At 38.6% G+C, this 20,727-nt stretch carries 24 protein-coding genes and 1 riboswitch; of the genes, 23 read left to right on the top strand and 1 reads right to left on the bottom strand.

The features are described 5' to 3' along the window. Nucleotides 1–130 precede the first annotated feature (130 nt). The 5 genes from G4417_RS05315 to G4417_RS05295 are packed head-to-tail and all read left to right on the top strand — an operon-like array spanning nt 131 to nt 5,432. The gene (locus G4417_RS05315; protein WP_227311554.1) at nt 131–337 is read left to right on the top strand and encodes a type II toxin-antitoxin system Phd/YefM family antitoxin; all 207 of its coding nucleotides are present in this window, start codon (nt 131–133) and stop codon (nt 335–337) included. Nucleotides 338–363: 26 nt separating this feature from the next. Beyond that, nucleotides 364–1,083 carry a DNA-methyltransferase gene (locus tag G4417_RS05310; RefSeq protein WP_173682802.1) on the top strand — a complete coding sequence of 240 codons (720 nt, stop codon included), beginning with the start codon at nt 364–366 and terminating at the stop codon, nt 1,081–1,083. 2 nt (nt 1,084–1,085) lie between these two features. Further along, entirely contained in the window at nt 1,086–2,162 is a 1,077-nt protein-coding gene (locus tag G4417_RS05305) for a DNA cytosine methyltransferase (RefSeq protein ID WP_055057550.1), read from the top strand. After that, the gene (locus G4417_RS05300; protein WP_173682803.1) at nt 2,155–4,116 is read left to right on the top strand and encodes an McrB family protein; all 1,962 of its coding nucleotides are present in this window, start codon (nt 2,155–2,157) and stop codon (nt 4,114–4,116) included. Before G4417_RS05305 ends, G4417_RS05300 begins: the two co-directional genes overlap by 8 nt. Nucleotides 4,117–4,133: 17 nt before the next feature. Further along, nucleotides 4,134–5,432 carry an LlaJI family restriction endonuclease gene (locus G4417_RS05295; RefSeq protein ID WP_173682804.1) on the top strand — a complete coding sequence of 433 codons (1,299 nt, stop codon included), beginning with the start codon at nt 4,134–4,136 and terminating at the stop codon, nt 5,430–5,432. 44 nt (nt 5,433–5,476) lie between these two features. Here G4417_RS05295 and G4417_RS05290 read toward each other — a convergent pair whose 3' ends face one another. Then, nucleotides 5,477–6,340: a hypothetical protein gene (locus tag G4417_RS05290; protein ID WP_173682805.1), complete on the bottom strand. Its 864-nt coding sequence runs from the start codon at nt 6,338–6,340 to the stop codon at nt 5,477–5,479. A gap of 702 nt (nt 6,341–7,042) precedes the next feature. Between G4417_RS05290 and G4417_RS05285 the strand changes: the two genes are divergently transcribed. The 18 genes from G4417_RS05285 to G4417_RS05200 all read left to right on the top strand — a co-directional run bounded on the left by G4417_RS05285 (nt 7,043) and on the right by G4417_RS05200 (nt 20,726). After that, nucleotides 7,043–7,246 carry a hypothetical protein gene (locus G4417_RS05285; protein WP_055057546.1) on the top strand — a complete coding sequence of 68 codons (204 nt, stop codon included), beginning with the start codon at nt 7,043–7,045 and terminating at the stop codon, nt 7,244–7,246. Nucleotides 7,247–7,372: 126 nt separating this feature from the next. Next, nucleotides 7,373–7,585, top strand: a complete 213-nt coding sequence (locus G4417_RS05280) for a helix-turn-helix domain-containing protein (protein ID WP_055057545.1) — start codon at nt 7,373–7,375, stop codon at nt 7,583–7,585. Nucleotides 7,586–7,588: 3 nt separating this feature from the next. Further along, nucleotides 7,589–8,419: a hypothetical protein gene (locus G4417_RS05275; protein ID WP_118669988.1), complete on the top strand. Its 831-nt coding sequence runs from the start codon at nt 7,589–7,591 to the stop codon at nt 8,417–8,419. 177 nt (nt 8,420–8,596) lie between these two features. After that, the gene (locus G4417_RS17270) at nt 8,597–10,774 is read left to right on the top strand and encodes a DUF3427 domain-containing protein (RefSeq protein WP_420314187.1); all 2,178 of its coding nucleotides are present in this window, start codon (nt 8,597–8,599) and stop codon (nt 10,772–10,774) included. Between the two features lie 21 nt (nt 10,775–10,795). Further along, nucleotides 10,796–11,200: a (deoxy)nucleoside triphosphate pyrophosphohydrolase gene (locus G4417_RS05265; RefSeq protein ID WP_173682806.1), complete on the top strand. Its 405-nt coding sequence runs from the start codon at nt 10,796–10,798 to the stop codon at nt 11,198–11,200. Nucleotides 11,201–11,229: 29 nt separating this feature from the next. Then, nucleotides 11,230–11,445, top strand: coding sequence for a hypothetical protein (locus G4417_RS05260; protein WP_173682807.1), 216 nt, complete (start codon nt 11,230–11,232; stop codon nt 11,443–11,445). 19 nt (nt 11,446–11,464) lie between these two features. Beyond that, on the top strand, nt 11,465–11,875 hold the full coding sequence (locus G4417_RS05255) for a peptide deformylase (protein ID WP_173682808.1): 411 nt from the start codon (nt 11,465–11,467) through the stop codon (nt 11,873–11,875). Nucleotides 11,876–11,902: 27 nt separating this feature from the next. Continuing rightward, nucleotides 11,903–12,271 (top strand): VOC family protein, encoded by a 369-nt coding sequence (locus G4417_RS05250; RefSeq protein WP_173682809.1) that lies wholly within the window; start codon nt 11,903–11,905, stop codon nt 12,269–12,271. Nucleotides 12,272–12,281: 10 nt separating this feature from the next. Beyond that, complete coding sequence (locus tag G4417_RS05245; protein WP_173682810.1) at nt 12,282–12,737, top strand: YaiI/YqxD family protein; 456 nt, start codon at nt 12,282–12,284, stop codon at nt 12,735–12,737. Nucleotides 12,738–12,776: 39 nt separating this feature from the next. Then, nucleotides 12,777–14,303 carry a DNA methylase gene (locus G4417_RS05240; RefSeq protein ID WP_173682876.1) on the top strand — a complete coding sequence of 509 codons (1,527 nt, stop codon included), beginning with the start codon at nt 12,777–12,779 and terminating at the stop codon, nt 14,301–14,303. A gap of 15 nt (nt 14,304–14,318) precedes the next feature. Next, nucleotides 14,319–14,732 carry a hypothetical protein gene (locus tag G4417_RS05235; protein WP_173682811.1) on the top strand — a complete coding sequence of 138 codons (414 nt, stop codon included), beginning with the start codon at nt 14,319–14,321 and terminating at the stop codon, nt 14,730–14,732. Nucleotides 14,733–14,957: 225 nt separating this feature from the next. Beyond that, a riboswitch (THF riboswitch) is annotated at nt 14,958–15,054 on the top strand. A 135-nt stretch (nt 15,055–15,189) separates the two neighbouring features. Continuing rightward, nucleotides 15,190–15,747, top strand: coding sequence for a GTP cyclohydrolase I FolE (gene folE, locus G4417_RS05230; protein WP_173682812.1), 558 nt, complete (start codon nt 15,190–15,192; stop codon nt 15,745–15,747). Further along, on the top strand, nt 15,744–16,241 hold the full coding sequence (locus tag G4417_RS05225; protein WP_243872078.1) for an HD domain-containing protein: 498 nt from the start codon (nt 15,744–15,746) through the stop codon (nt 16,239–16,241). The genes folE and G4417_RS05225 overlap by 4 nt, the downstream gene beginning before the upstream one ends. A 39-nt stretch (nt 16,242–16,280) precedes the next feature. Further along, nucleotides 16,281–17,090, top strand: coding sequence for a dihydropteroate synthase (folP, locus tag G4417_RS05220; protein WP_173682813.1), 810 nt, complete (start codon nt 16,281–16,283; stop codon nt 17,088–17,090). Between the two features lie 18 nt (nt 17,091–17,108). Next, a complete protein-coding gene (gene folK, locus G4417_RS05215) occupies nt 17,109–17,999 on the top strand; it encodes a 2-amino-4-hydroxy-6-hydroxymethyldihydropteridine diphosphokinase (RefSeq protein WP_242832781.1) in 891 nt (296 codons plus the stop codon). A 136-nt stretch (nt 18,000–18,135) separates the two neighbouring features. After that, nucleotides 18,136–18,462 carry a cupin domain-containing protein gene (locus G4417_RS05210; protein ID WP_119253521.1) on the top strand — a complete coding sequence of 109 codons (327 nt, stop codon included), beginning with the start codon at nt 18,136–18,138 and terminating at the stop codon, nt 18,460–18,462. 132 nt (nt 18,463–18,594) lie between these two features. Then, nucleotides 18,595–19,863, top strand: coding sequence for a M18 family aminopeptidase (locus G4417_RS05205; RefSeq protein ID WP_173682814.1), 1,269 nt, complete (start codon nt 18,595–18,597; stop codon nt 19,861–19,863). Nucleotides 19,864–19,916: 53 nt separating this feature from the next. After that, nucleotides 19,917–20,726 (top strand): HAD family hydrolase, encoded by an 810-nt coding sequence (locus G4417_RS05200; RefSeq protein ID WP_173682815.1) that lies wholly within the window; start codon nt 19,917–19,919, stop codon nt 20,724–20,726. The last annotated feature ends 1 nt before the right edge of the window (nt 20,727 follow it).

Here is a 20,727-nt window from a genome sequence, read left to right as displayed (position 1 = left end):
TATAAAAGTAATTGTAATTAAGATTGTAAATAAACATGATTAAAATATTGTAAAAAGAATTGTAAAAGTAATTACTTTTGTATATAATGTAATAAGTATAATTATGTGTAATTTCATGGAGGACAAGTAATTGAGCGATAAAAGAGTGAAAAGCCCAATGGAACACCTTAATATAGCAGAGTTCAACAGAGGACAATCATCAAAACTTATAAAAGGACTTGTAGAAAACGATAATACAGCATTTATTCAGAAAAACGGTAAGCCTATTGCGGTGGTTATGTCGTACGAAAGATATCAACGGATGTTTGAACAGGGAATTGATATTAATGAATTTTGATTTTTCAATGTGTGAAAGGAAGTAGTATGTCAGTAATTAATTTATATAACGACAATTGTATAGAAGCTATGAAATCCATAGGTGATAACACCATAGATTTGATAATTACCGATCCGCCATATAATTTGGGGAATTTTATGAAAGACAGAGATACTAATTTAAAAAAAATGCGAGATAATTTTTTTGGTGATGCAGGTTGGGATAATATGGATTTTTCTGAATGGTCTGAATCAATGGAACAATTCTTTGGATCTGCCGCAAGAGTTATGAAAAAAGGTGGTTCTATTATTGTATTTATGGCTATTATTAAAGTTGAAACTGTGATTAAGTTAGCAGAAAAATATGGCTTTTATTATAAGACAACTGGTATTTGGCATAAGAAAAATCCGATGCCAAGAAATATGAATCTACACTTTGTTAATTCTACGGAAGCTTGGATTTATTTCACATATAAAACCAGAACAGGAACATTCAACAATAATGGGGCTGTTTTACATGATTTTGTAGAGACTTCTGTTACTCCAAATGGTGAACGAAAATATGGAAAACATCCAACTCAAAAACCAGAAAGTTTAATGCGCCATTTTGTTGATGTTCTTTCTAATGTAGATGACAATATATTAGATCCGTTTATGGGTAGCGGAACAACTGGAGTTGCTGCCAAAAAAGCAGGTCGAAATTTTATTGGTATTGAATTATCAAAAGAATATTTTGATATGGCAAGCCAAAGAATCCAGGAGGCATAAAAATGATAAAACCTAAAGTAATCGATTTGTTTGCAGGGGTAGGAGGAATGTCCCTTGGGTTTGAACAAGAAGGCTTTGATGTTGTATTGGCAAATGAGTATGATGAATCAATAGCTAATGCATATCGAGTAAATCACAAAAACACTAAAATGGTAGTTGGTGATATTACACAATTGGACTTAGAAAAAACCTTTGGTGATTTTCAAGGGAAAATAGATGTAATTATAGGTGGTCCTCCTTGTCAGGGTTTTTCTCAAAAAGGACAAAGGAAAACTATCCATGATGAACGAAATTTCTTGTTTAAGTATTATGTAAAGGTTGTAGAATTAGTTAAACCAAGGTATTTTGTAATGGAAAATGTACCTAATTTATTAACAGCGGAAGGCGGTTTCTTTCGACAGGAAATACAGACACTATTTAATTCTATGGGATATCAGCTCAATATGGGAGTGCTGAATGCATCCGATTATGGTGTCCCACAGAATAGAAGAAGAGCTGTAATAATTGGAAAACGTGATTCAGAAGCCCCTCAGCTCCCTGTTCCTTGTATAAAATTTGTTAATATATGGGATGCAATCAGTGATTTAGCATATCTGAATTCAGGAGAAGGTGAGGAAGAGCAAGCCTACAGTACAGATCCAGAGAGTGACTATCAAAAGGAAATGAGAAGAGATTCAGGAAAACTATTTAATCATGTTGTTACCAAACATTCTAAGCTCGCATTGGAGCGTTTAGCAATGATTCCTCCCAATGCTGGGAAAGAAGTTCTTCCCAAGGAACATTTAACAAAATCTATTTATAGTGGAACTTGGACAAGAATGAGAAAGGATGAAATATCTGTTACTATAACCACAAGATTTGATACACCTTCTTCTGGTAAATTTACACATCCTTATTTGGATAGAGCTATAACTGTTAGAGAAGCGGCAAGAATACAATCCTTTCCAGATACATTCAGATTTATTGGTAATAAAGGATCACAAATGAAGCAAGTGGGTAATGCAGTTCCACCCAAACTTGCTGCTGCAATAGCTAGTGTAATTATGAAGGATATAAAGGAGGGGATAGAGAATGAATAGACCTGACAATCTTATGGCATATGATGAGCTTGATTTGAAATTGGGAATTAAATCGTCACTACCACATGTTAAAGGCATATTAGCACTTTCTGTTTTATTGTGGGAATGTGCTGATCATCCATCAGAACTTGTTTTTTCAGAACAAAAGGACAAAGAAACTGTATTAACGCAAGAATTGAGACAGTGGCTGTCAGATTATTTATCAGAGATATGTGAAGAAGAGAACATAGATATTCAGAAAGTTATTTCATGTGCTAATGATAATCAGCTTTTTAAGTCTCAAATGGAAGCATTGATTGTTGCATTTGAATTGGTATGGAAATTAGCTAAGGTAAGTTTTGTTGATTCAAGTAAAGCAGCAAGTGCAGAGCGAACAGGTGGTATTCGTTATCCTAAAAAGCTGGCTTATTCGGTTAATATGGATATCATACACAGTGTAATATCTAGTAATGAGTCAGCTTTTGTAAGGGTATTATTGTCGTGGATAGGAGTAGATGTCACATTTGATCCTGAGTGTGAGTTGATTTTATTGAAATTGCTCACTGCATTAGCTGAGGGAGCAGTGTTTAAGCTAGTTGATGGCGAAAAAGATGTGATTTTCAATCAAAATAGCATTTATAGAAAATTATTGGAAACTAATCAGCCAGTAGATGTAAATGGAGATAAGGAAGCAAAAGGTTCTTTAAGAATATTGAAATCACTGTTATCTGATAGTATGAACCCATACTTGAAATATTCTGGCGGAAGTGTTTCGGCTCAATCGGTGATTTCAGATAGACTTGATGATTATCAGAAAAGAGTAGAAACATTATTGCGTCTGAATGCAACTAAAGTTATTGGATTAGATAGCTTAGATGCAGATCAGGAAGGTGCTTCGTTTGATGATCTGGAGAAGACACGTATATCTACGGGGACGAATGTTTTATTATATGGAGTTCCAGGATCGGGGAAAAGTTGGACTATTGAACATGAGTATTGTAAAAAAGGAACCCATGTTGAAAGATTAGTTTTCCATCCAGATTATACATATTCAGATTTTATTGGTCAGATACTACCGGTTGTTGCAGAAGATGGTCAAGTAAGCTATCAATTTACAGCAGGACCGTTTACCAATATTTTGAAAGATGCTTATCTGAATCCAACAGAAGAGTATATTTTAGTAATTGAAGAAATAAATCGAGGTAATGCTCCTGCAATATTTGGAGAAGTATTTCAATTGTTAGATAGAAAAGTGATTGCGTCAGAAAAATATGATGATGGTATGCCTATTGGAACGAGTGAATATGGTATAACAAATGCAAATATCGCAAAAATTGTTTACGGTGATTCTAAACACAAAGTTAAAATTCCGTCAAATCTTTCGATTATCGGAACGATGAATACTTCTGATCAGAATGTATTTACCTTAGATACAGCATTCCAAAGACGTTGGGAGATGCGTTTGATTGAGAATAATTTTGAAACTGTAGATAGAAACCTGGCGGATGCTGAAATCTTAGATACAGGTATTACATGGGAAGTATTCTGTACAGAAATAAACAGCATTATTGTAGGAAACAATGTAAGAATGTCTTCTTCTGAGGATAAGCGTCTTGGAGCTTATTTTGTTCGTCTTATGGATTTGCAAAAGAATCAGAAAATGGGAGATTTGTCTTCTGGAGAATATGATTCTTTACGCAAAAAAGAGAGTGCTGGTATTATTTCCAAAGAAGATGATATTCGATTAGCTGAAATCAGAACTGCTATGAAGCAAAATCGTAGATTTCCCGAAAAGGTTATCAAATATCTGTGGGATGATGCCTTCAAGTTCAATCGTGAAGTTATTTTTGAAACCACAGAATACAGAAGTCTTGAAAGTGTAATCAGAGCATTCATGTATGCAGAGGGTATCCAGCGCTTCAAGATGTTTAAGCAGAACGTGGTAGATGCATTACAAAATCCGGAATCTGAATAGTAAGGTGGTGATGTTCAATGGACATAGATTCAGCTTTGAAAGTAGCTGATGGCGAAGACATCCGTAATCGTTGCCATGTGAATTCAAATGAAGATGGAGATAGATTTGTAGGTGTTAAAGCTGATTCTGATAAAGCAATGGTCTATTTCCCTATAGGCTATCAGCTTCCGGAGACTGATCAGGAAATCAGAACGGACATAAAGCATCTGATACAGGTTTTATCTGAATTTACTTCAAAAGAGGATAGACTGCTTTCTATTAACAAGTTTGCGGCACCACAGACGGTAGATTTTCCTATAAATGCTTATCGTGCAGTTATGGAGTTTTACTTTTCTCTTGGCGGTAAGTATTACATTGAGACTGATCCAGTGTTTAGAACCAGTCCTACGGGAAATCAGCACTGGCCAAGGACATTCAGAAATCAGACTCCATTGGTGCAACAGTCTCCCAATGGAGTGAGCTCGTTGATATACATAGACTTTACAGTAAGATCATCGACACCAAATGATAATAAAACCATCACGCAGATTAATAGATTTTGCGTATATGAAGCTTTTTTGAAACTTGGATGGCTATATGTTCCTTATATGCCAGAAAAACCTGGAGCCTGTCCCGATGTAAAAACATCTATACAGATCGTAAGAAGTAAGCTTGGAAATACAAACGACGATCGAAAGAGAAACCTGTTTCAGGGGATGTTAGATATGCTAGAATATATGGACGAAAAAACATCGGAAAGTACATTCTATTTTGGAACGGATGATTTTGATCATGTGTGGGAAAAACTGATAGACAGAGCTTTCGGAGAGAAAAACAAGGATCAGTATTTCCCAAGAACCAGATGGCTGCTGGATTTTGGTAAGTACAAAGAAAAGCATCCACTGATGCCTGATAGCATCATGATTTACAACGAAAAATATTATGTGTTGGATGCAAAGTGTTATCGGTATGGATGGACGGGAAATCCAGATCATCTTCCGAATGCCTCATCTATTAGTAAGCAGGTTACATATGGTGAATACCTTGAAAAGGCACATAGTATAGACAATGATTCTCTGTTCAATGCATTTATCATGCCATACAACATGAAGAAAAACTTCTTTGGCTTGACAGAACCTGTTGGCACGATAGGAGAAGCTGTCAGTGATTGGAAAACAAATAAGCTCAACTATGAAAGAATCCAGGGTATTGTTATTGATACCAGGTATTTAATGTATCATTACACCGGGAATCCTCTTAAGAGTAAGGTGGCTCTGGCAAATTGTATTGAGACGGTATTGAAAAGATTAGCAGTTCCGCCACGTAGTAAAAAATAAAATGATCCCCTGTAACCAGTAGGTGGAGACAGGGGATTTGTTGTTTACAGATTTTCTTCTTTTTCTCTTTTTCTTTTACGATGCATACTTTGCTGATATCGGTTTCGGAAGAGATCATCGCAGTAAACCTTTCTTGTAGATGTGGCTTTTACAGTAAAAAATTGACCGCATTGTCTACAACGTCTGAATAATTCCAAATCTGGTTTCATATAGAAGATGGAAAAATACAATCCTCCAATGAGCGTATCCACATGCCAGGATGGAGTCATTTTTTCGGCATCGTACATTGGATGGATGCTTCCCATATTGGCATTGATTTCTTCAGCAATTACAAGCCTTGCAATTTCTAGAATTCTGGTTTTCATGTCAGAAGTAATCTTGCTTGTATTTGGTGTGCCATAATATTCAATGGAACCATCATTTTTGATATTCTTTACAGCTCCTACATCACAGCAATAATGGAAGATAAGATCTATGGTTCTGCGAATTGAAGGTGATTCATCTATTCCGTGTGCGTATAAGAATAGCATTGATTTGAAAAGGTCACTTGAAGAACCTTTTATATGTGCTTCTTGACCGCTTCCTTCCATACATCCCATATATAGCTGAACATGCAATTCAAATGATGGGGATACTAATGTATCTGGAATAGTGATGCTATCTTTAGAAAACATCTCTTGTTGGAAGTAATCTGGTGTGGGGATACTATATGCTCTTTCCAAACTTTCTTGCAGAGAGTGCTTACATGTGTAATATGGGTTAGGAAGAGAGAAAAAAGATATTTCAATGGGATTTGATAGCATCAGGTAAAGAGATAATCCCAGAATCTTATGGTAATCTTTTCGTATAGATTCCATAGCACTCAGCAATTCTACGGTAGTTCGTAATCTGCGAATTAATTCAAACATCTTGTCGGTATCAATTGGCTCATATTCTAATCCGCTGATATTGAAAAGAAAACCATTGCGTTTGAAGTGAAAAATGGTAAGGGTGCTGTGAAAGGATGGGGAAAACTGAAGTCTGGGGCTGGATGGATTAGTTTGGATTTTGGGAAGAGAGAGTGAAGAGACATCAACAATATGTCATGGATAATGAAAAGATTTCCTGATAATATATGAGTTATTCAAGAGAAGGCTGCTTAAAGCGAGTGATATATACCGAAAATAAAGGAATTAACAGCTGGGTTGAATAGAAAGAACATTTTACTGCCTTATCGCTAATGAAGCGGAGTTGGTCAGGTACTCTGTTGGTCTGATGAGTTCGAGTCTCATAGCTTCGTGGAAGTTATCTACGGTAAAGTGCAGCGAGACCAACTTTGAAAAATGAAGTGATAGAAAAATATACTAACATTATATGAACCATTCAAGCACTGGTCAGGCTCACTTGCTGAGGGAATCATACCAACTAATCCGGGCACTTCCCTGTATAAAAATAATTGTGAACGATTGATGGTGCATTGCTCCTGGGGAAACCTGGGAGCAGTGTTTTATATTGTAGGATATATGATTAACAATTGTATTTATTAGTTCTTTTAATAAGGTTGTACGGAACAAATAATTTTATGAGAAGCATAATGTGTTAAATCTCAAGACCAGAGATAATATGGAACGATGGATCAGATGGAAGCACTCAGGAAGAAGCATGAAGAATTGATGGAGAAGCTGTCACTGGCAGAGGATAAGACCAGGGAATATAACCGTGTGAAGATTCATGATAGTTTTGTAGTGATGAAGCTTACACCGGAGCTGATGGATGAGTATGTTGAGAGAGTTGAAGTTCATCCAGATAATGAGATTAGAGTAATCTGGAAGTAAATATTGTGGTGCTTGAGGTTTGCTGCTTAGGTGGCGGGCCTCTTTTTAATTGAAAAAATTGAGATTTTGGTGTACTATAAATTATACGAAAAAGACAACCGATATATTTCGATAGAGGATAGATTCATGGTAAAGAACAACATTGAGGTTGATGTAAAGGTAAAGTGCATAGAGCAGGGCAAGACTCAGGTGAAGCTGGCGGAAGAGATTGATACCACTAAGGCATACGTGAACCGTGTAATCAAGAAGCCTGATGGTGTGGTGAATAGGACTTTTGTGCAGATGATGGAAGCACTGGGGTATGATATCGAACTGTATTATGTGAAGAGGGAAGGATAAGGCATGGATTTTGACTTAAGGACATGTAATTCAGCATTTGACTTCATCTTGGATTTATTACAGATGAAATCAAATGAGTATGTTGAAGAACTGATAATGAATAGTGGAAATGATTTTGAAGTGTTTTGGGAACGGAATATAGATAGAATCGCTAAAGTAAATGTCCATGACATAAAGGTGATGGCATTTCATGTTTTAGGAAGTCTTGATCAATGTGAAGAGATAAAAAAGAATGGATTAAAAAATCTGCAGATGGTTCTTTCTGAGAATACAATTTTTTCAAGGCTCTTGAAAAAGGCAGGGATTGCTTTTGATATTCATGAAAAGACAGTATCTTATAATGGGAATCTGTATGACATTGATTATGAACATTATAGTGAGCAACACTTTTTGACAGAAACGGAAGAAAAGCTTGATAGGATTGCTCATAGAGTCTTTTATGATTTTTGTGTTAATGGATTTATGATGAATGATGATATACGTGCTTACGGGACAAGAATTCATGAGAGACCTGAATTTCTAATGACTTTAGCGAAGCTATTTCCTGCGGCAAAGAAAGTAGAGCAATTTTGGGAAACAAAAGCTGAAAGCTACAAAATAGATTTTTATGCAACGGTAGACCAAATTCATAGATTTAATTTTGATTTAGATGAATGGAGAGATCCTCCATATGAAGGATGGGACGAATTAGACGATAGTATGAAAATCAAGAAATGGATGCTTTCGCATGCAATTGACCGATCTAATGATATGTTAGGGAGCGAAATTGCCATTTACATAAAGGATGATGTAATTATCCCTCCAGATCAGCTGTTGGCGTATTCAAAATTATAAGAACATTTATTTAACACCAATAAGCCGATTTTTTGACACCTTAGGAACACACTCTATAGGATTTTTAAAGAATACGGTTCAAAAAGCCTTTATTTTCAAGCAAAAGTTTTTCAAAAAGTTTGTGTCACCTACTTGACATATGAGGGAACAGGAAAGACATATGCATCCGCATTTGCTATGCGTGAGCTTGGTTTCAAAAGAGTATTGTTTCTGGTTCACCGTGTAACACTTGCAAAGCAGGCTAAAAAATCTTTTGAAAAAGTTTTTGATAAGAAAGTGACAATGGGATTGGTGGGAGCAGGCTTCTATGAATATGAAAAGGATTATGTTTTTGCAACAGTAGAGACTTTGAACAGAGATACACACTTGTTTCAGTATCAGCCAAATGCCTTTGATTGCATTATTTTGGATGAGGCTCACCACAGTTCTAACAATATTTATACCAAGGTCATTAATTATTTCAATCCGAAACTGTTTTTGGGTATGACTGCGACACCGGATAAAAGAGATGATAATCAGGAAGGCAAAAATATATATGAGATTTTCCATTATCAAATCGCTCATGAAATCCGTTTACAGCAGGCAATGGAAGATAATCTTCTTTGTCCATTTCATTATTTTGGCATCAGTGAGGTTGTTTCCCTGGATGATAAAACATTGCAGGCTGCGAAGCTGACAGATGAGGAATTCAATCAGCTTACCAGTGATGAGAGAGTGCGGCATGTGATCGAACAGTCGGAATATTATGGCTACAGTGGCAATCGTGTAAGGGGACTTATTTTTTGCAGTCGTGTTAAGGAGTGCGAAGAATTATCGAGAAAGTTTAATGCTCTGGGATATCGTACAATTGCTCTTAGTGGTGCTGATAATGAAGAAAAACGGCAGGAAGCATTCGAGAGACTGGCAATGGATGAAGCAGATGCAACGGAAGAAATGCAGCCCTTGGATTATATTTTTTCGCGAGATATATTAAATGAAGGTGTGGATATCGTTGAGGTGAATCAAGTCATTATGCTTAGACCAACGCAGTCTCCCATTGTATTTATTCAGCAGTTGGGACGAGGACTTAGAAAGGCACCAGGGAAAGAATATGTTGTTATTTTGGATTTTATTGGAAATTATAATAATAACTTTATGATTCCGGTAGCTTTATCAGGAGACCGTTCTTATAACGCTGATGTAATCCGCAAATATGTAATCAGTGGAAATAGTACAATACCAGGGGCTTCAACTGTTCATTTTGATGAGATTTCCAAAGATAAGATATTTAAGTCCATCGATAAAATCAAAGGGATGAAAACTCTGATCAAAGAAAGCTATGTTTCTCTGAAGAATCGGTTAGGACGGGTTCCGCTGTTGTATGATTTCTATCAAAATCAGGAAATTGATCCACTGGTAATTATTAAAGAATATAAAACATATTATGCCTTTATGCAGGCAATGGAAAAGGATAAATACAAGAATAGCCTAAACGAACAGGAGAAATTAACACTGGAGTATTTGTCCAAAACAATTCTCTCAGGAGTGCGCCCTGATGAGCTTGCAATATTAAGTCAATTGCTTTACAGAGATCATATAGGGGTTGCAGATTTTATAAAAGAATACCAAAAGACCTATGGAATTAAAATCAGCACATCACAGGTAAATGAAGCAATTCAGGTGCTGCAAGGACATTTCGTGAGTAAAGAAGCAGAATATCAGAAATTTCGTCAGATTGATATTCTGGAAAATGACCAATCAGGAATGATCCGAAGACTGAAAAGTTATACAGAAAGACTTGCACATATTCAGTTCTACACACAGGTGGAAGATATTATAAAAGTCGGTATTGCCAGATATAAGGATAAGTATTTTCCGGGGCGAATTGTGGATAGTCCGTTTGTATTATACGAAAAATATTCCAGAAGAGATGTAAGCCTTCTTATGAACTGTGGCAAGGATTTGTCCTCTATTATGTATGGTATGAAAAGAATTGAAGATGATGTTTTCATTTTTATTACATATCACAAAGAAGAAAGTCAGGATGAAAAAAACTATGTAGATGGAAAACCTGATTATGCGGATGCTTTTGAGGATGATCTGATTTTTAAGTGGGACTCTCAGATTGGGAAAGGCTTGGATAGTTCATATATGAAAGATGTACTTGAAGCTGAAAGAAAGCACTTGCTTGTGAAAAAGTCAGATGCGGAAACAAGCTTTTATTACATGGGACAATTCACTGTGGTGGAGGCCAGAAATGCCCGGAAAGAAGATAATCGCGGACGTATGCAGCCGATCACGAAAGTAACGATGAAAATGCAGCATCCAGTGAGAGAAGATTTATTACGGTATTTACAGTCAAATATTACAGCATAAATGATTTGAGGTACGAAACAAATGAAGACAATAAAAGTAGTTGCAGCAGTTATCTGCGACAATATGAAAGAAAAGAATAAAATTTTTGCAACGGCTCGTGGTTACGGTGAGCTGAAAGGCGGCTGGGAGTTTCCAGGAGGAAAAATTGAAGCAGGAGAAACTCCTCAGGAAGCATTAAAGCGAGAAATCATGGAAGAACTGGATACAGAAATTAAGGTAGGGGATTTGATTGACACTATAGAGTATGACTATCCCACCTTTCACCTTTCTATGGATTGCTTCTGGGCAGAGGTCACAGCCGGTCACCTGGAACTAAAAGAAGCGGAAGCTGCAAAATGGCTTACGAAGGATCAACTGAACAGCGTTGCCTGGTTACCGGCAGATGTCACTTTGATAGAGAAAATTCGAAGGAACATGGAGAACTGATTTCTAATATTATTTTCAGAGGAATTGCTATGATATACACAGTAAAACGAATTGAGGAAGACCTGGACTTCGGTTGTGAAGAGCGACCGAAAGGCATGCCAGTCATGGCAATAGTGACGCTTATGAATTCTTCAGGAGAAGAAATAAGGATAAAAGCAGAGGATGCCATGCTCTATGAATGTAACATCAATGAAGGGGACAAGGTTTGTCTTGATGTGAACAACAAGTTGAAAAAAGTAAAATAAAAATTGCAGGAGAACTACAATGGTAAAGCAAATAGTAAGAGACATTTTCTTTTTAAGCCAGCCATCCGAGCCGGCCACAAAAGCAGATATCCAGATTGGAAAGGATCTGCAGGACACGCTGCAGGCGAACCGGGAACGGTGCGTTGGTATGGCTGCAAATATGATTGGTGTAAGGAAGAATATTATCATTGTGAATATGGGATTTATAGATGTTGTTATGTTTAACCCGGTGATTGTTTCAAAGCATGACATGTATGAGACGGAAGAAGGCTGTCTGTCTCTGGATGGTGTTCGTAAGACGACCAGATATCAGGAAATTGAAGTAGAATATTATGACTTCAACTGGAAAAAACAGCGGCAGAAGCTGTCTGGATGGACGGCACAGATCTGTCAACATGAAATTGATCATTTGTCTGGGAAGATCATATAATCGAATGCGGATTGCGAGGTGGCCGGTATGTTAAAGAATGTACTGATTGTGGTGGATGATATAGAAAAATCCATAGAATTTTATAGGGACTTATTTGGACTGCAAGTGATTCTTAAGAATGAAGGTAATGTGATCTTATCGGAGGGACTTGTTTTGCAGGATGCCGACATATGGGGGAAAACATTGAATGAAACTTCTACGCCGTTCAATAACATGATGGAATTGTATTTCGAGGATTTTGATATAGATGGATTGCTTGCGAAATATGAATCTGGTAAGTATTTCGTCCGATATGCCACCGAACTGACAGAACTTGCAGATGGGCAGAAGCTTGTAAGACTGTATGATCCCAGTGGTAATCTTATTGAGGTTCGCACTCCGTTCAGGTGCAATTAAAGGAGGAAATATGCAGATCTTGGTTGATGCAGATGCCTGTCCGGTAGTCGGTATTGTTGAAAAAGTTGCAAAAGAGCACAATCTTCCGGTAACGTTGTTGTGTGATACCAATCATGTGTTATCATCTGATTACAGTGAAGTGATTGTAGTTGGAGCCGGAGCAGATGCAGTGGATTATAAACTGATCAGCATTTGCCATAGGGGCGATATTGTTGTATCACAGGATTATGGAGTGGCAGCAATGGCACTTGGAAAAGCTGCGTATGCGATTCACCAATCCGGGAAATGGTATACCAATGAAAATATTGACCAGATGCTTATGGAGCGTCACTTGAACAAGAAAGCACGAAGGGAATCCGGAAAGAATCACCTAAAAGGACCAAGAAAACGAACAGCAGAGGATGATGAGCATTTCAGGGAATCCTTCGAGAAAATGATACATATGGTGATGGATAAGGAGAAATAATCACAAACGGAACACAGGAGAATCGGGAGGTGTAGAATGATGGAAAAGAAAAGAACCTATATTGCAATCGATCTTAAGTCATTCTACGCATCTGTGGAATGTAAAGAACGAAATAGGGATCCTTTGACGACCAATCTTGTGGTTGCGGATAAAAGCAGAACAGAAAAAACGATCTGTCTTGCGGTCTCTCCAGCCTTAAAGTGTTATGGGATACCCGGAAGGGCTCGTTTATTTGAGGTTGTCCAAAAAGTAAAAGAAGCCAATAGTGCCCGCAGGTGGAAAGCACCGAACAGAACATTTATTGGTTCTTCTGATGACAGTACAGAATTAAATATCAATTCTGCACTGGAGATTGATTATATTGTTGCTCCTCCCCGGATGGCTCTCTATCTGGAATACAGCACCAGAATTTACAGCATTTATCTGAAATATATTGCACCGGAAGATATTTTTCCTTATTCAATCGACGAAGTATTTATGGATGTGACGGATTATCTGCATACTTATAATATGACACCAAGAGAACTGGCGATGACCATGATACAGGATGTGCTGAAAACGACAGGTATAACGGCAACTGCTGGAATCGGAACAAATATGTATCTGTGTAAGATTGCGATGGATATCGTGGCGAAGCATATTAAAGCAGATAAAGATGGTGTACGAATTGCAGAACTGGATGAAATGTCATACCGAAGGAAACTCTGGAGCCACAGACCTCTTACTGATTTCTGGAGAGTCGGAAAGGGATATGCAAAGAAGTTGGAAGAATATGGCCTCTATACGATGGGTGATATTGCCAGATGTTCCATCGGAAAAGAGAATGAATTATATAACGAAGATTTGCTATATAAACTGTTTGGCGTTAATGCAGAGCTGCTGATTGATCATGCCTGGGGATATGAGCCTTGTACCATGAAAATGGTCAAGGCTTACAAACCGGAAACGAACAGTGTTTGTTCCGGGCAGGTACTTCATTGTCCTTATGACTTTGAAAAAGCAAAATTAGTCGTCAAAGAGATGACGGACCAGATGGTTTTGGATTTGGTGGATAAGAAGCTTGTAACAGACCAGATTGTGTTGACGGTTGGTTATGATATTGAGAATCTGAATAATGCCGACAGGAAAAAGCAGTATCATGGAGAGGTTACGATCGACCGTTATGGAAGAAGAATTCCGAAACACGCACATGGAACGACCAATCTGAAACGGCAGACTTCCTCAACAAAAATGATAACAGATGCAGTAATAGAGTTATATGACAGGCTTGTTGACAGAAACCTGCTTGTCAGAAGAATCAATATCACAGCGAACAGGCTTGTGGATGAAAAATCTGTCAAGAAAGAAGAAGTGTATGAGCAGCTGGATCTTTTTACGGATTATGAGGCACAAAGGAAAAAGCAGGAAGAGGAAGTGGCTGAGTTGGATCGCGAAAAACGTATGCAGGAGGCAATGCTCAGTATCAAGAAGAAATTTGGAAAAAACGCTGTACTGAAGGGAATGAATCTTCAGGAAGGTGCAACCGCCAAGGACAGAAATGAACAAATTGGCGGACATAAGGCGTAAAGGAGTTGGAAGAGGATGAAAAATAATTCTTATGACGATATCATCAATTTACCGCATCCGGTCTCTAAGAATCATCCGCAAATGCCACTTCGGGATCGGGCAGCACAATTTGCTCCTTTTGCAGCTCTGACCGGACATGATGCTGCGATAAAAGAAACGGCAAAATTAACAGATGAAAGATTGGAACTGAGCGAGGAAGTGATTGCTCAGCTGAACGAAAAAATTAATATAATCAGAAATAATATCGGTATAGAACAGAATGTATCGATAACTTATTTTATTCCCGATGCAAAAAAAGCCGGCGGATCCTATGTTACGTACTCTGGTATTGTAAAAAAGGTAGATGAATATGAGCATACCATAATCATGACGGATCAAACGGTCATCCCAATCGAACAGATAAGTGATATTAAATGTGAAGAGTGGTAAATGTAAAAACAGATAAGCTCGCAGTTTTTTGTCTGGCTTACCGGTGTCGGATCTGGGATGAGGATTGTCGGACCGGAAGATGTAAAGCAGCAGTATAAAGAATATCTGCAAAGTGTACTTCGAAACTATTAGTTCTGGCAGCAGGAAAAAATCATTCTGAAAAGTCAGAAAAAAGCTTTTCTATTATCGTATTACATGGTATACTGAATACCGAAATGAATGATATGCAAAATAGGATTTTATGCGTTAAGTGTTCGGTGAATGGGGAGTTGTCACTGAAACGAAAAGTGCGTCTTACGGTATATTATCCGCACCCGTTGCAAACAATATAAGAGGATATCTCATATTGTGTTAGGGAATGTTTTCGACATACATTCTATCACAATTGGAGATATCCTTTTTAATTTGGTCAAAAGGATAATCTCCATTTCAAAAATACAAAGGAGGTTACTTTTTAATGGTTGACAAAGTGAAAATTGAGCAGGCAGTCCGTCTGCTTCTGGAAGGTATCGGTGAAGATATCACACGGGAAGGTCTGATTGATACTCCTGACAGGATTGCCCGCATGTGTGAAGAAATTTACGGAGGTCTTGGTCATGAAGCGGACCAGCATCTGTTAAAGCAGTTTCCTGTAGAAAATAATGAAATCGTGCTGGAAAAAGACATCACCTTTTACTCCATGTGTGAGCATCATCTGATGCCTTTTTATGGAAAAGCTCATCTTGCATACATCCCCAACGGCAAAGTTGCCGGTTTAAGCAAACTGGCACGTACAGTAGAGGTTTATTCCAGAAGACCACAGATCCAGGAACGGCTTACTGTTCAGATTGCAGATGCTTTGGAGCGTACTCTGGATCCAAAAGGAATTATGGTAATGCTGGAAGCGGAACATACCTGTATGACCATGCGCGGAATAAAAAAACCAGGTAGCAAAACGATCACTACTGTAACCCGTGGTGCATTTACAGAAGATAAGGAACTGCAGAAAATGTTCCTTTCTATGGTAAAAGGATGAATAACAATTTTTCAGATATGGATCGTGTCAATCAGATCTGGAGACACCCGGTTTATCAGGAACATTATAAAAAAATACAGGAATTTGAAAGTGAACGGATCTTCTGCCGTCATACGCCTGAACATTTTCTGGATGTTGCACGGCTGATGTACATTTATGCACTGGAGGAATATCTGGAGCTGTCCAAAGAGCTTATCTATGCAGCAGCACTTCTTCATGATATCGGACGTGCACAGCAATATCAGTACAACATTCCCCATGATATTGCAGGAGTAGAAATCGCACGGGAAATCCTGACAGATCTGCACTTTACAGAACAGGAAAAAGAACTGATTCTGTCTTCCATTGGACATCACCGAAAAGGAGATTCCTGCAGTACGCTGGCAGCACTTCTTTATAAAGCAGATAAGCAGTCCAGAAATTGTTTTTTATGTTCCGCAGCTTCTGAATGCTATTGGTCTGATGATAAAAAAAATATGAAAATTGAATACTGATCTTCTTCATAAGCACAAAAGAAAGGATGGGCTCTGCTCATGAAAATTGGAAACCGTTTTTTTGATACTAAGAATCATACTTACATAATGGGAATTCTAAATGTTACCCCTGATTCCTTTTCTGACGGCGGCAAATGGAATCATATGGATGAAGCTTTGAAACATACAGAGGCAATGATTGCTGATGGTGCAGATATTATTGATATCGGAGGCGAATCTACACGTCCCGGTCATACACCTGTCAGTGCTGATGAGGAAGCACAGAGAGTTCTTCCTGTTATTGAAGCGGTCAAAAAACATTTTGACATTCCTGTTTCTGTAGATACTTTTAAGAGCAGTGTTGCTGAAAGCTCTATCCAGGCAGGAGCTGACCTGGTTAATGATATCTGGGGATTAAAATATGATCCGAAAATGGCAGCTGTGATCGCAAAATATGATGTGGCCTGTTGTCTGATGCACAACAAATCTAATACAGAATATCAAAACTTTCTCATTGATATGCTCGCCGAAACACAGGAATGTGTCAATCTTGCAAGACAGGCCGGCATTAAAGATGAAAAAATCATGCTTGATTCGGGAATTGGTTTTGGAAAAACATTTGAAATGAATCTGGAAGCAATGAATCACCTGGAGCTTTTTCAGAATCTGGGATTTCCGGTTCTCCTTGGTACATCCCGCAAATCCATGATCGGACTGGCACTGGAGCTTCCTGTAGATCAGCGAGTGGAGGGGACTTTGGCTACCAGTGTAATTGGCGTAATGAAGGGATGCTCTTTTGTCCGTGTCCACGATGTTAAAGAAAACAAGCGTGTGATCCAGATGACAGAAGCAATCCTGGGACGCAGATAAATTACTGGCACAAAACAGATGGTAAATATAAATAACATACAGAAAGGATTTGCTGTTATGGATGAGACCAGATTAGATAAAATAGAAATTAAAGAGTTGGAAGTTTTTGCAAACCATGGTGTATATCCCGAAGAAAATGTTCTGGGACAGAAGTTTGTTATTTCTGCTACACTTTTTACCAGAACACGTCTGGCGGGATTAACCGATGAGTTGTCTGCTTCCATAAACTATGGCGAAGTCAGCCATATGATCACTGATTTCACCAGAAAACATACTTATAAACTTCTGGAATCTCTTGCAGAGAATCTTGCAGAAATGCTTCTTTGCTCTCTTTCCGGACTTGAAAAAATCACTCTGAAGATCGAAAAGCCCTGGGCACCGGTTGGTCTTCCTTTGAAAACTGTATCTGTGGAAATTACACGGAAATGGCATACTGCTTACATTGCTTTTGGCTCTAATATGGGTGATAAAAAGATGTATATAGATAATGGGATCCGTGGTCTGGCAGAGACAAAAGGATGCCGTATAGAGGCAATTTCCGATTATCTTATTACAGAACCTTACGGAGTTACTGATCAGGATGAATTTTTAAATGGAGTTCTGAAAATGCGGACACTTCTTACTCCTGGAGAATTGCTTGTGCGACTGCATCAGTTAGAACAGGCGGCAAACAGGGAACGTATCATCCACTGGGGACCAAGGACACTGGATTTGGATATCCTGTTTTATGATCAGGAAATTATTGATATGCCAGATCTTCATATTCCTCATATTGATCTGCACAACCGCGATTTCGTTCTTGTACCAATGAATCAGATTGCTCCGTATCTGCGACATCCTGTGTTAAATCAGACCATTTCGCAGCTTCTGGACAGCCTTCTGAACAAATCTGAAAATACTGCAAAATAAAGTGAACAGTAACCAGTAACGATATTTTGTTGAATGTTCCATTGATATTTACTTTGCCATTTTTTATAAACAGTGCTATGATATATTCAATGGAAATTCTATAAAAGAGAAAACACCTACAGGAGGGCAAAAAATTATGAAAATCAGACGCGAAGAACACATGGCAGGTGGAAATGGTCACGTAATTATCAAAGAAATCCTTGACGCAGAGCAGTTGAACGGTAAATGTGGACTGTATGCACAGGTAACCCTGGAGCCGGGATGTTCACTGGGATATCATGAACATCATGGAGAAAGTGAAACCTATTATATTTTACAGGGACAGGGCGAATACAATGACAACGGTACCTATCGTCCGGTAAAAGCCGGAGATATTACATTCACACCGGACAATCATGGACATGCACTTGCAAATACAGGAAATACAGATCTGATTTTTATGGCTCTGATCATTAAAGACTGATATAAAAGCAGCAGCACATATTTCTTATGGAAATAATGACTGCTGTTTTTATTACCAGGACAGACTGATTATAATAAGAAACAATATAAATCAGGTATCATTTTCACAATCATTTAAATGGAGAATCAAACTATGTACAGAAAAACAGCAAAGAAGTTACTGAAATTCATAGAGAAAAGCCCCACTGCATTTCAGGCAGTGACGGAGATGACCAAAAGGCTTGACAAAGAAGGCTTTGAAGAATTGAAAGAGGAGGATCACTGGAAGCTTAAAAAAGGCGGAAATTATTATGTGACCAGAAATCATTCTGCGATCATAGCTTTTTCCATTCCGCAGAAGCCTGTGTGGAAGTTTCATATTATGGCAAGCCACAGTGATTCCCCTTCCCTTAAGATTAAGGAGAATCCTGAGATAGAGGTGGAGAATGCTTATATCAAACTGAATGTGGAGCGTTACGGTGGAATGATTCTGTCTCCATGGTTTGACAGACCTCTGTCAGTGGCAGGAAGGCTGATCGTCCGTCAGGATGGAAAAATCAGAGAGAAGATGGTGACTGTGGACAGAGATCTGTTGGTTATTCCTAATCTTGCCATTCATATGAACAGGGAAGTAAATGACGGATATAAATATAATGTGCAGAAAGATATGCTGCCTCTTTTCAGCGATAAGGAAGGAAAGGGCAGATTTATGGAAACTGTGGCTGAGGCCGCAGATGTAAAGACGGAAGATATTTTGGGACATGATCTGTTTCTTTATGACAGAACACCGGGTACTCTGTGGGGAGTAAATGAGGAATTTGTCTCTGCACCCAGACTGGATGACCTGCAGTGTGCATTTTCTTCTCTGGAAGGATTCCTGCAGGGAAATCGTGAAGAAAGCATTTCTGTACATTGTGTGCTGGATAATGAAGAAGTGGGAAGCAGTACAAGACAGGGGGCTGCTTCTGCTTTCCTGAAGGATACTCTGATGCGGATCAATATGGGACTGGGACGCACTCAGGAGGAATACTATATGGCACTTGCAGACAGTTTTATGATTTCTGCAGATAATGCCCATGCTCTCCATCCAAACTATACGGATAAGACAGATCCGGTAAACCGTCCGGTGCTGAACGGGGGAATCGTGATCAAGTACAATGCAAACCAGAAATATTGTACAGACGGAGTGTCCGCTGCAATTTTCAAGGATATCTGTGACAGGGCAAAGGTGCCGTACCAGACCTTTGTGAACCGTTCGGATATGGCAGGCGGATCCACGCTGGGAAATATTTCCAATACCCAGGTTCCTGTGAAAACAGTGGATATCGGTCTGGCACAGCTTGCCATGCACTCTGTATATGAAACAACAGGTGCGAAAGATACAGAGAGCCTGGTTAAGGCAGCGACAGTATTTTTTGCATAGCTTGTCGGCACACTGGCAGATAAACGTAAACATAAAAATCAGGAGATAAGAAAGTGAACAGAAAAGCAGTGTTTTTTGATGCAGACGGAACACTCTGCGATATGGAAAAGGGTGTACCCCAGAGCACAAAGGAGGCATTGAAGAAATTAAGAGAAAACGGTCATGACGCATGGCTTTGCACAGGCAGGAGCAGGGCCTTTGTTTCCCGGTATCTGGAAGAGCTTCCGTTTACCGGTATGATTAGTGCCTGCGGGGCTACCATTGAAAAGGATGGAGAACGTCTTTTTAATAAAGAGATGCCCCCGGAAGTTGCAAAAAAGTCAGTGGAAATCCTGCGCAGATATGGTCTGGTCCCGGTTATGGAAGGTGCAGATTTCATGTATTATGATAAGGATGAATATAATACAGATGTGAACTGGTATACGGATCTGATCACAGAATCTTTAGGACCTAAATGGCGTCCCATCAGGGAAAATGAAGACTGTATGCGCATTAATAAGATCAGTGCAAAGATGATAAAAGGCTGTGATGCAGAAGCTGCCTGCAGGGAACTGAGTGAGTATTATGACATTATCCGTCATGAGAGTGGTTCAGGGATTGCGGGAACCACCATTGAACTTGTCCCAAAGGGCTTTAACAAGGCAGTGGGGATCTCGGCAGTGTGCAGACTCTTTGATATTCCATGGGAGGATACGATCGTGTTTGGAGACAGCAATAATGATCTCGCCATGTTTGAATATGCGGCAGTGAAGGTTGCCATGGGAAATGGTTCGGAGAAAATAAAAGCTCTGGCTGATCATATTACACAGGATATGTTCCATTATGGAATCAGAAACGGACTGGAATATCTGAAGCTGATATAAA

The organism is Blautia wexlerae (genome assembly GCF_013300825.1).
In the GTDB taxonomy this organism is placed as follows: domain Bacteria; phylum Bacillota; class Clostridia; order Lachnospirales; family Lachnospiraceae; genus Blautia_A; species Blautia_A wexlerae_B.
This window is presented reverse-complemented; position numbering and strand designations above follow the sequence as displayed.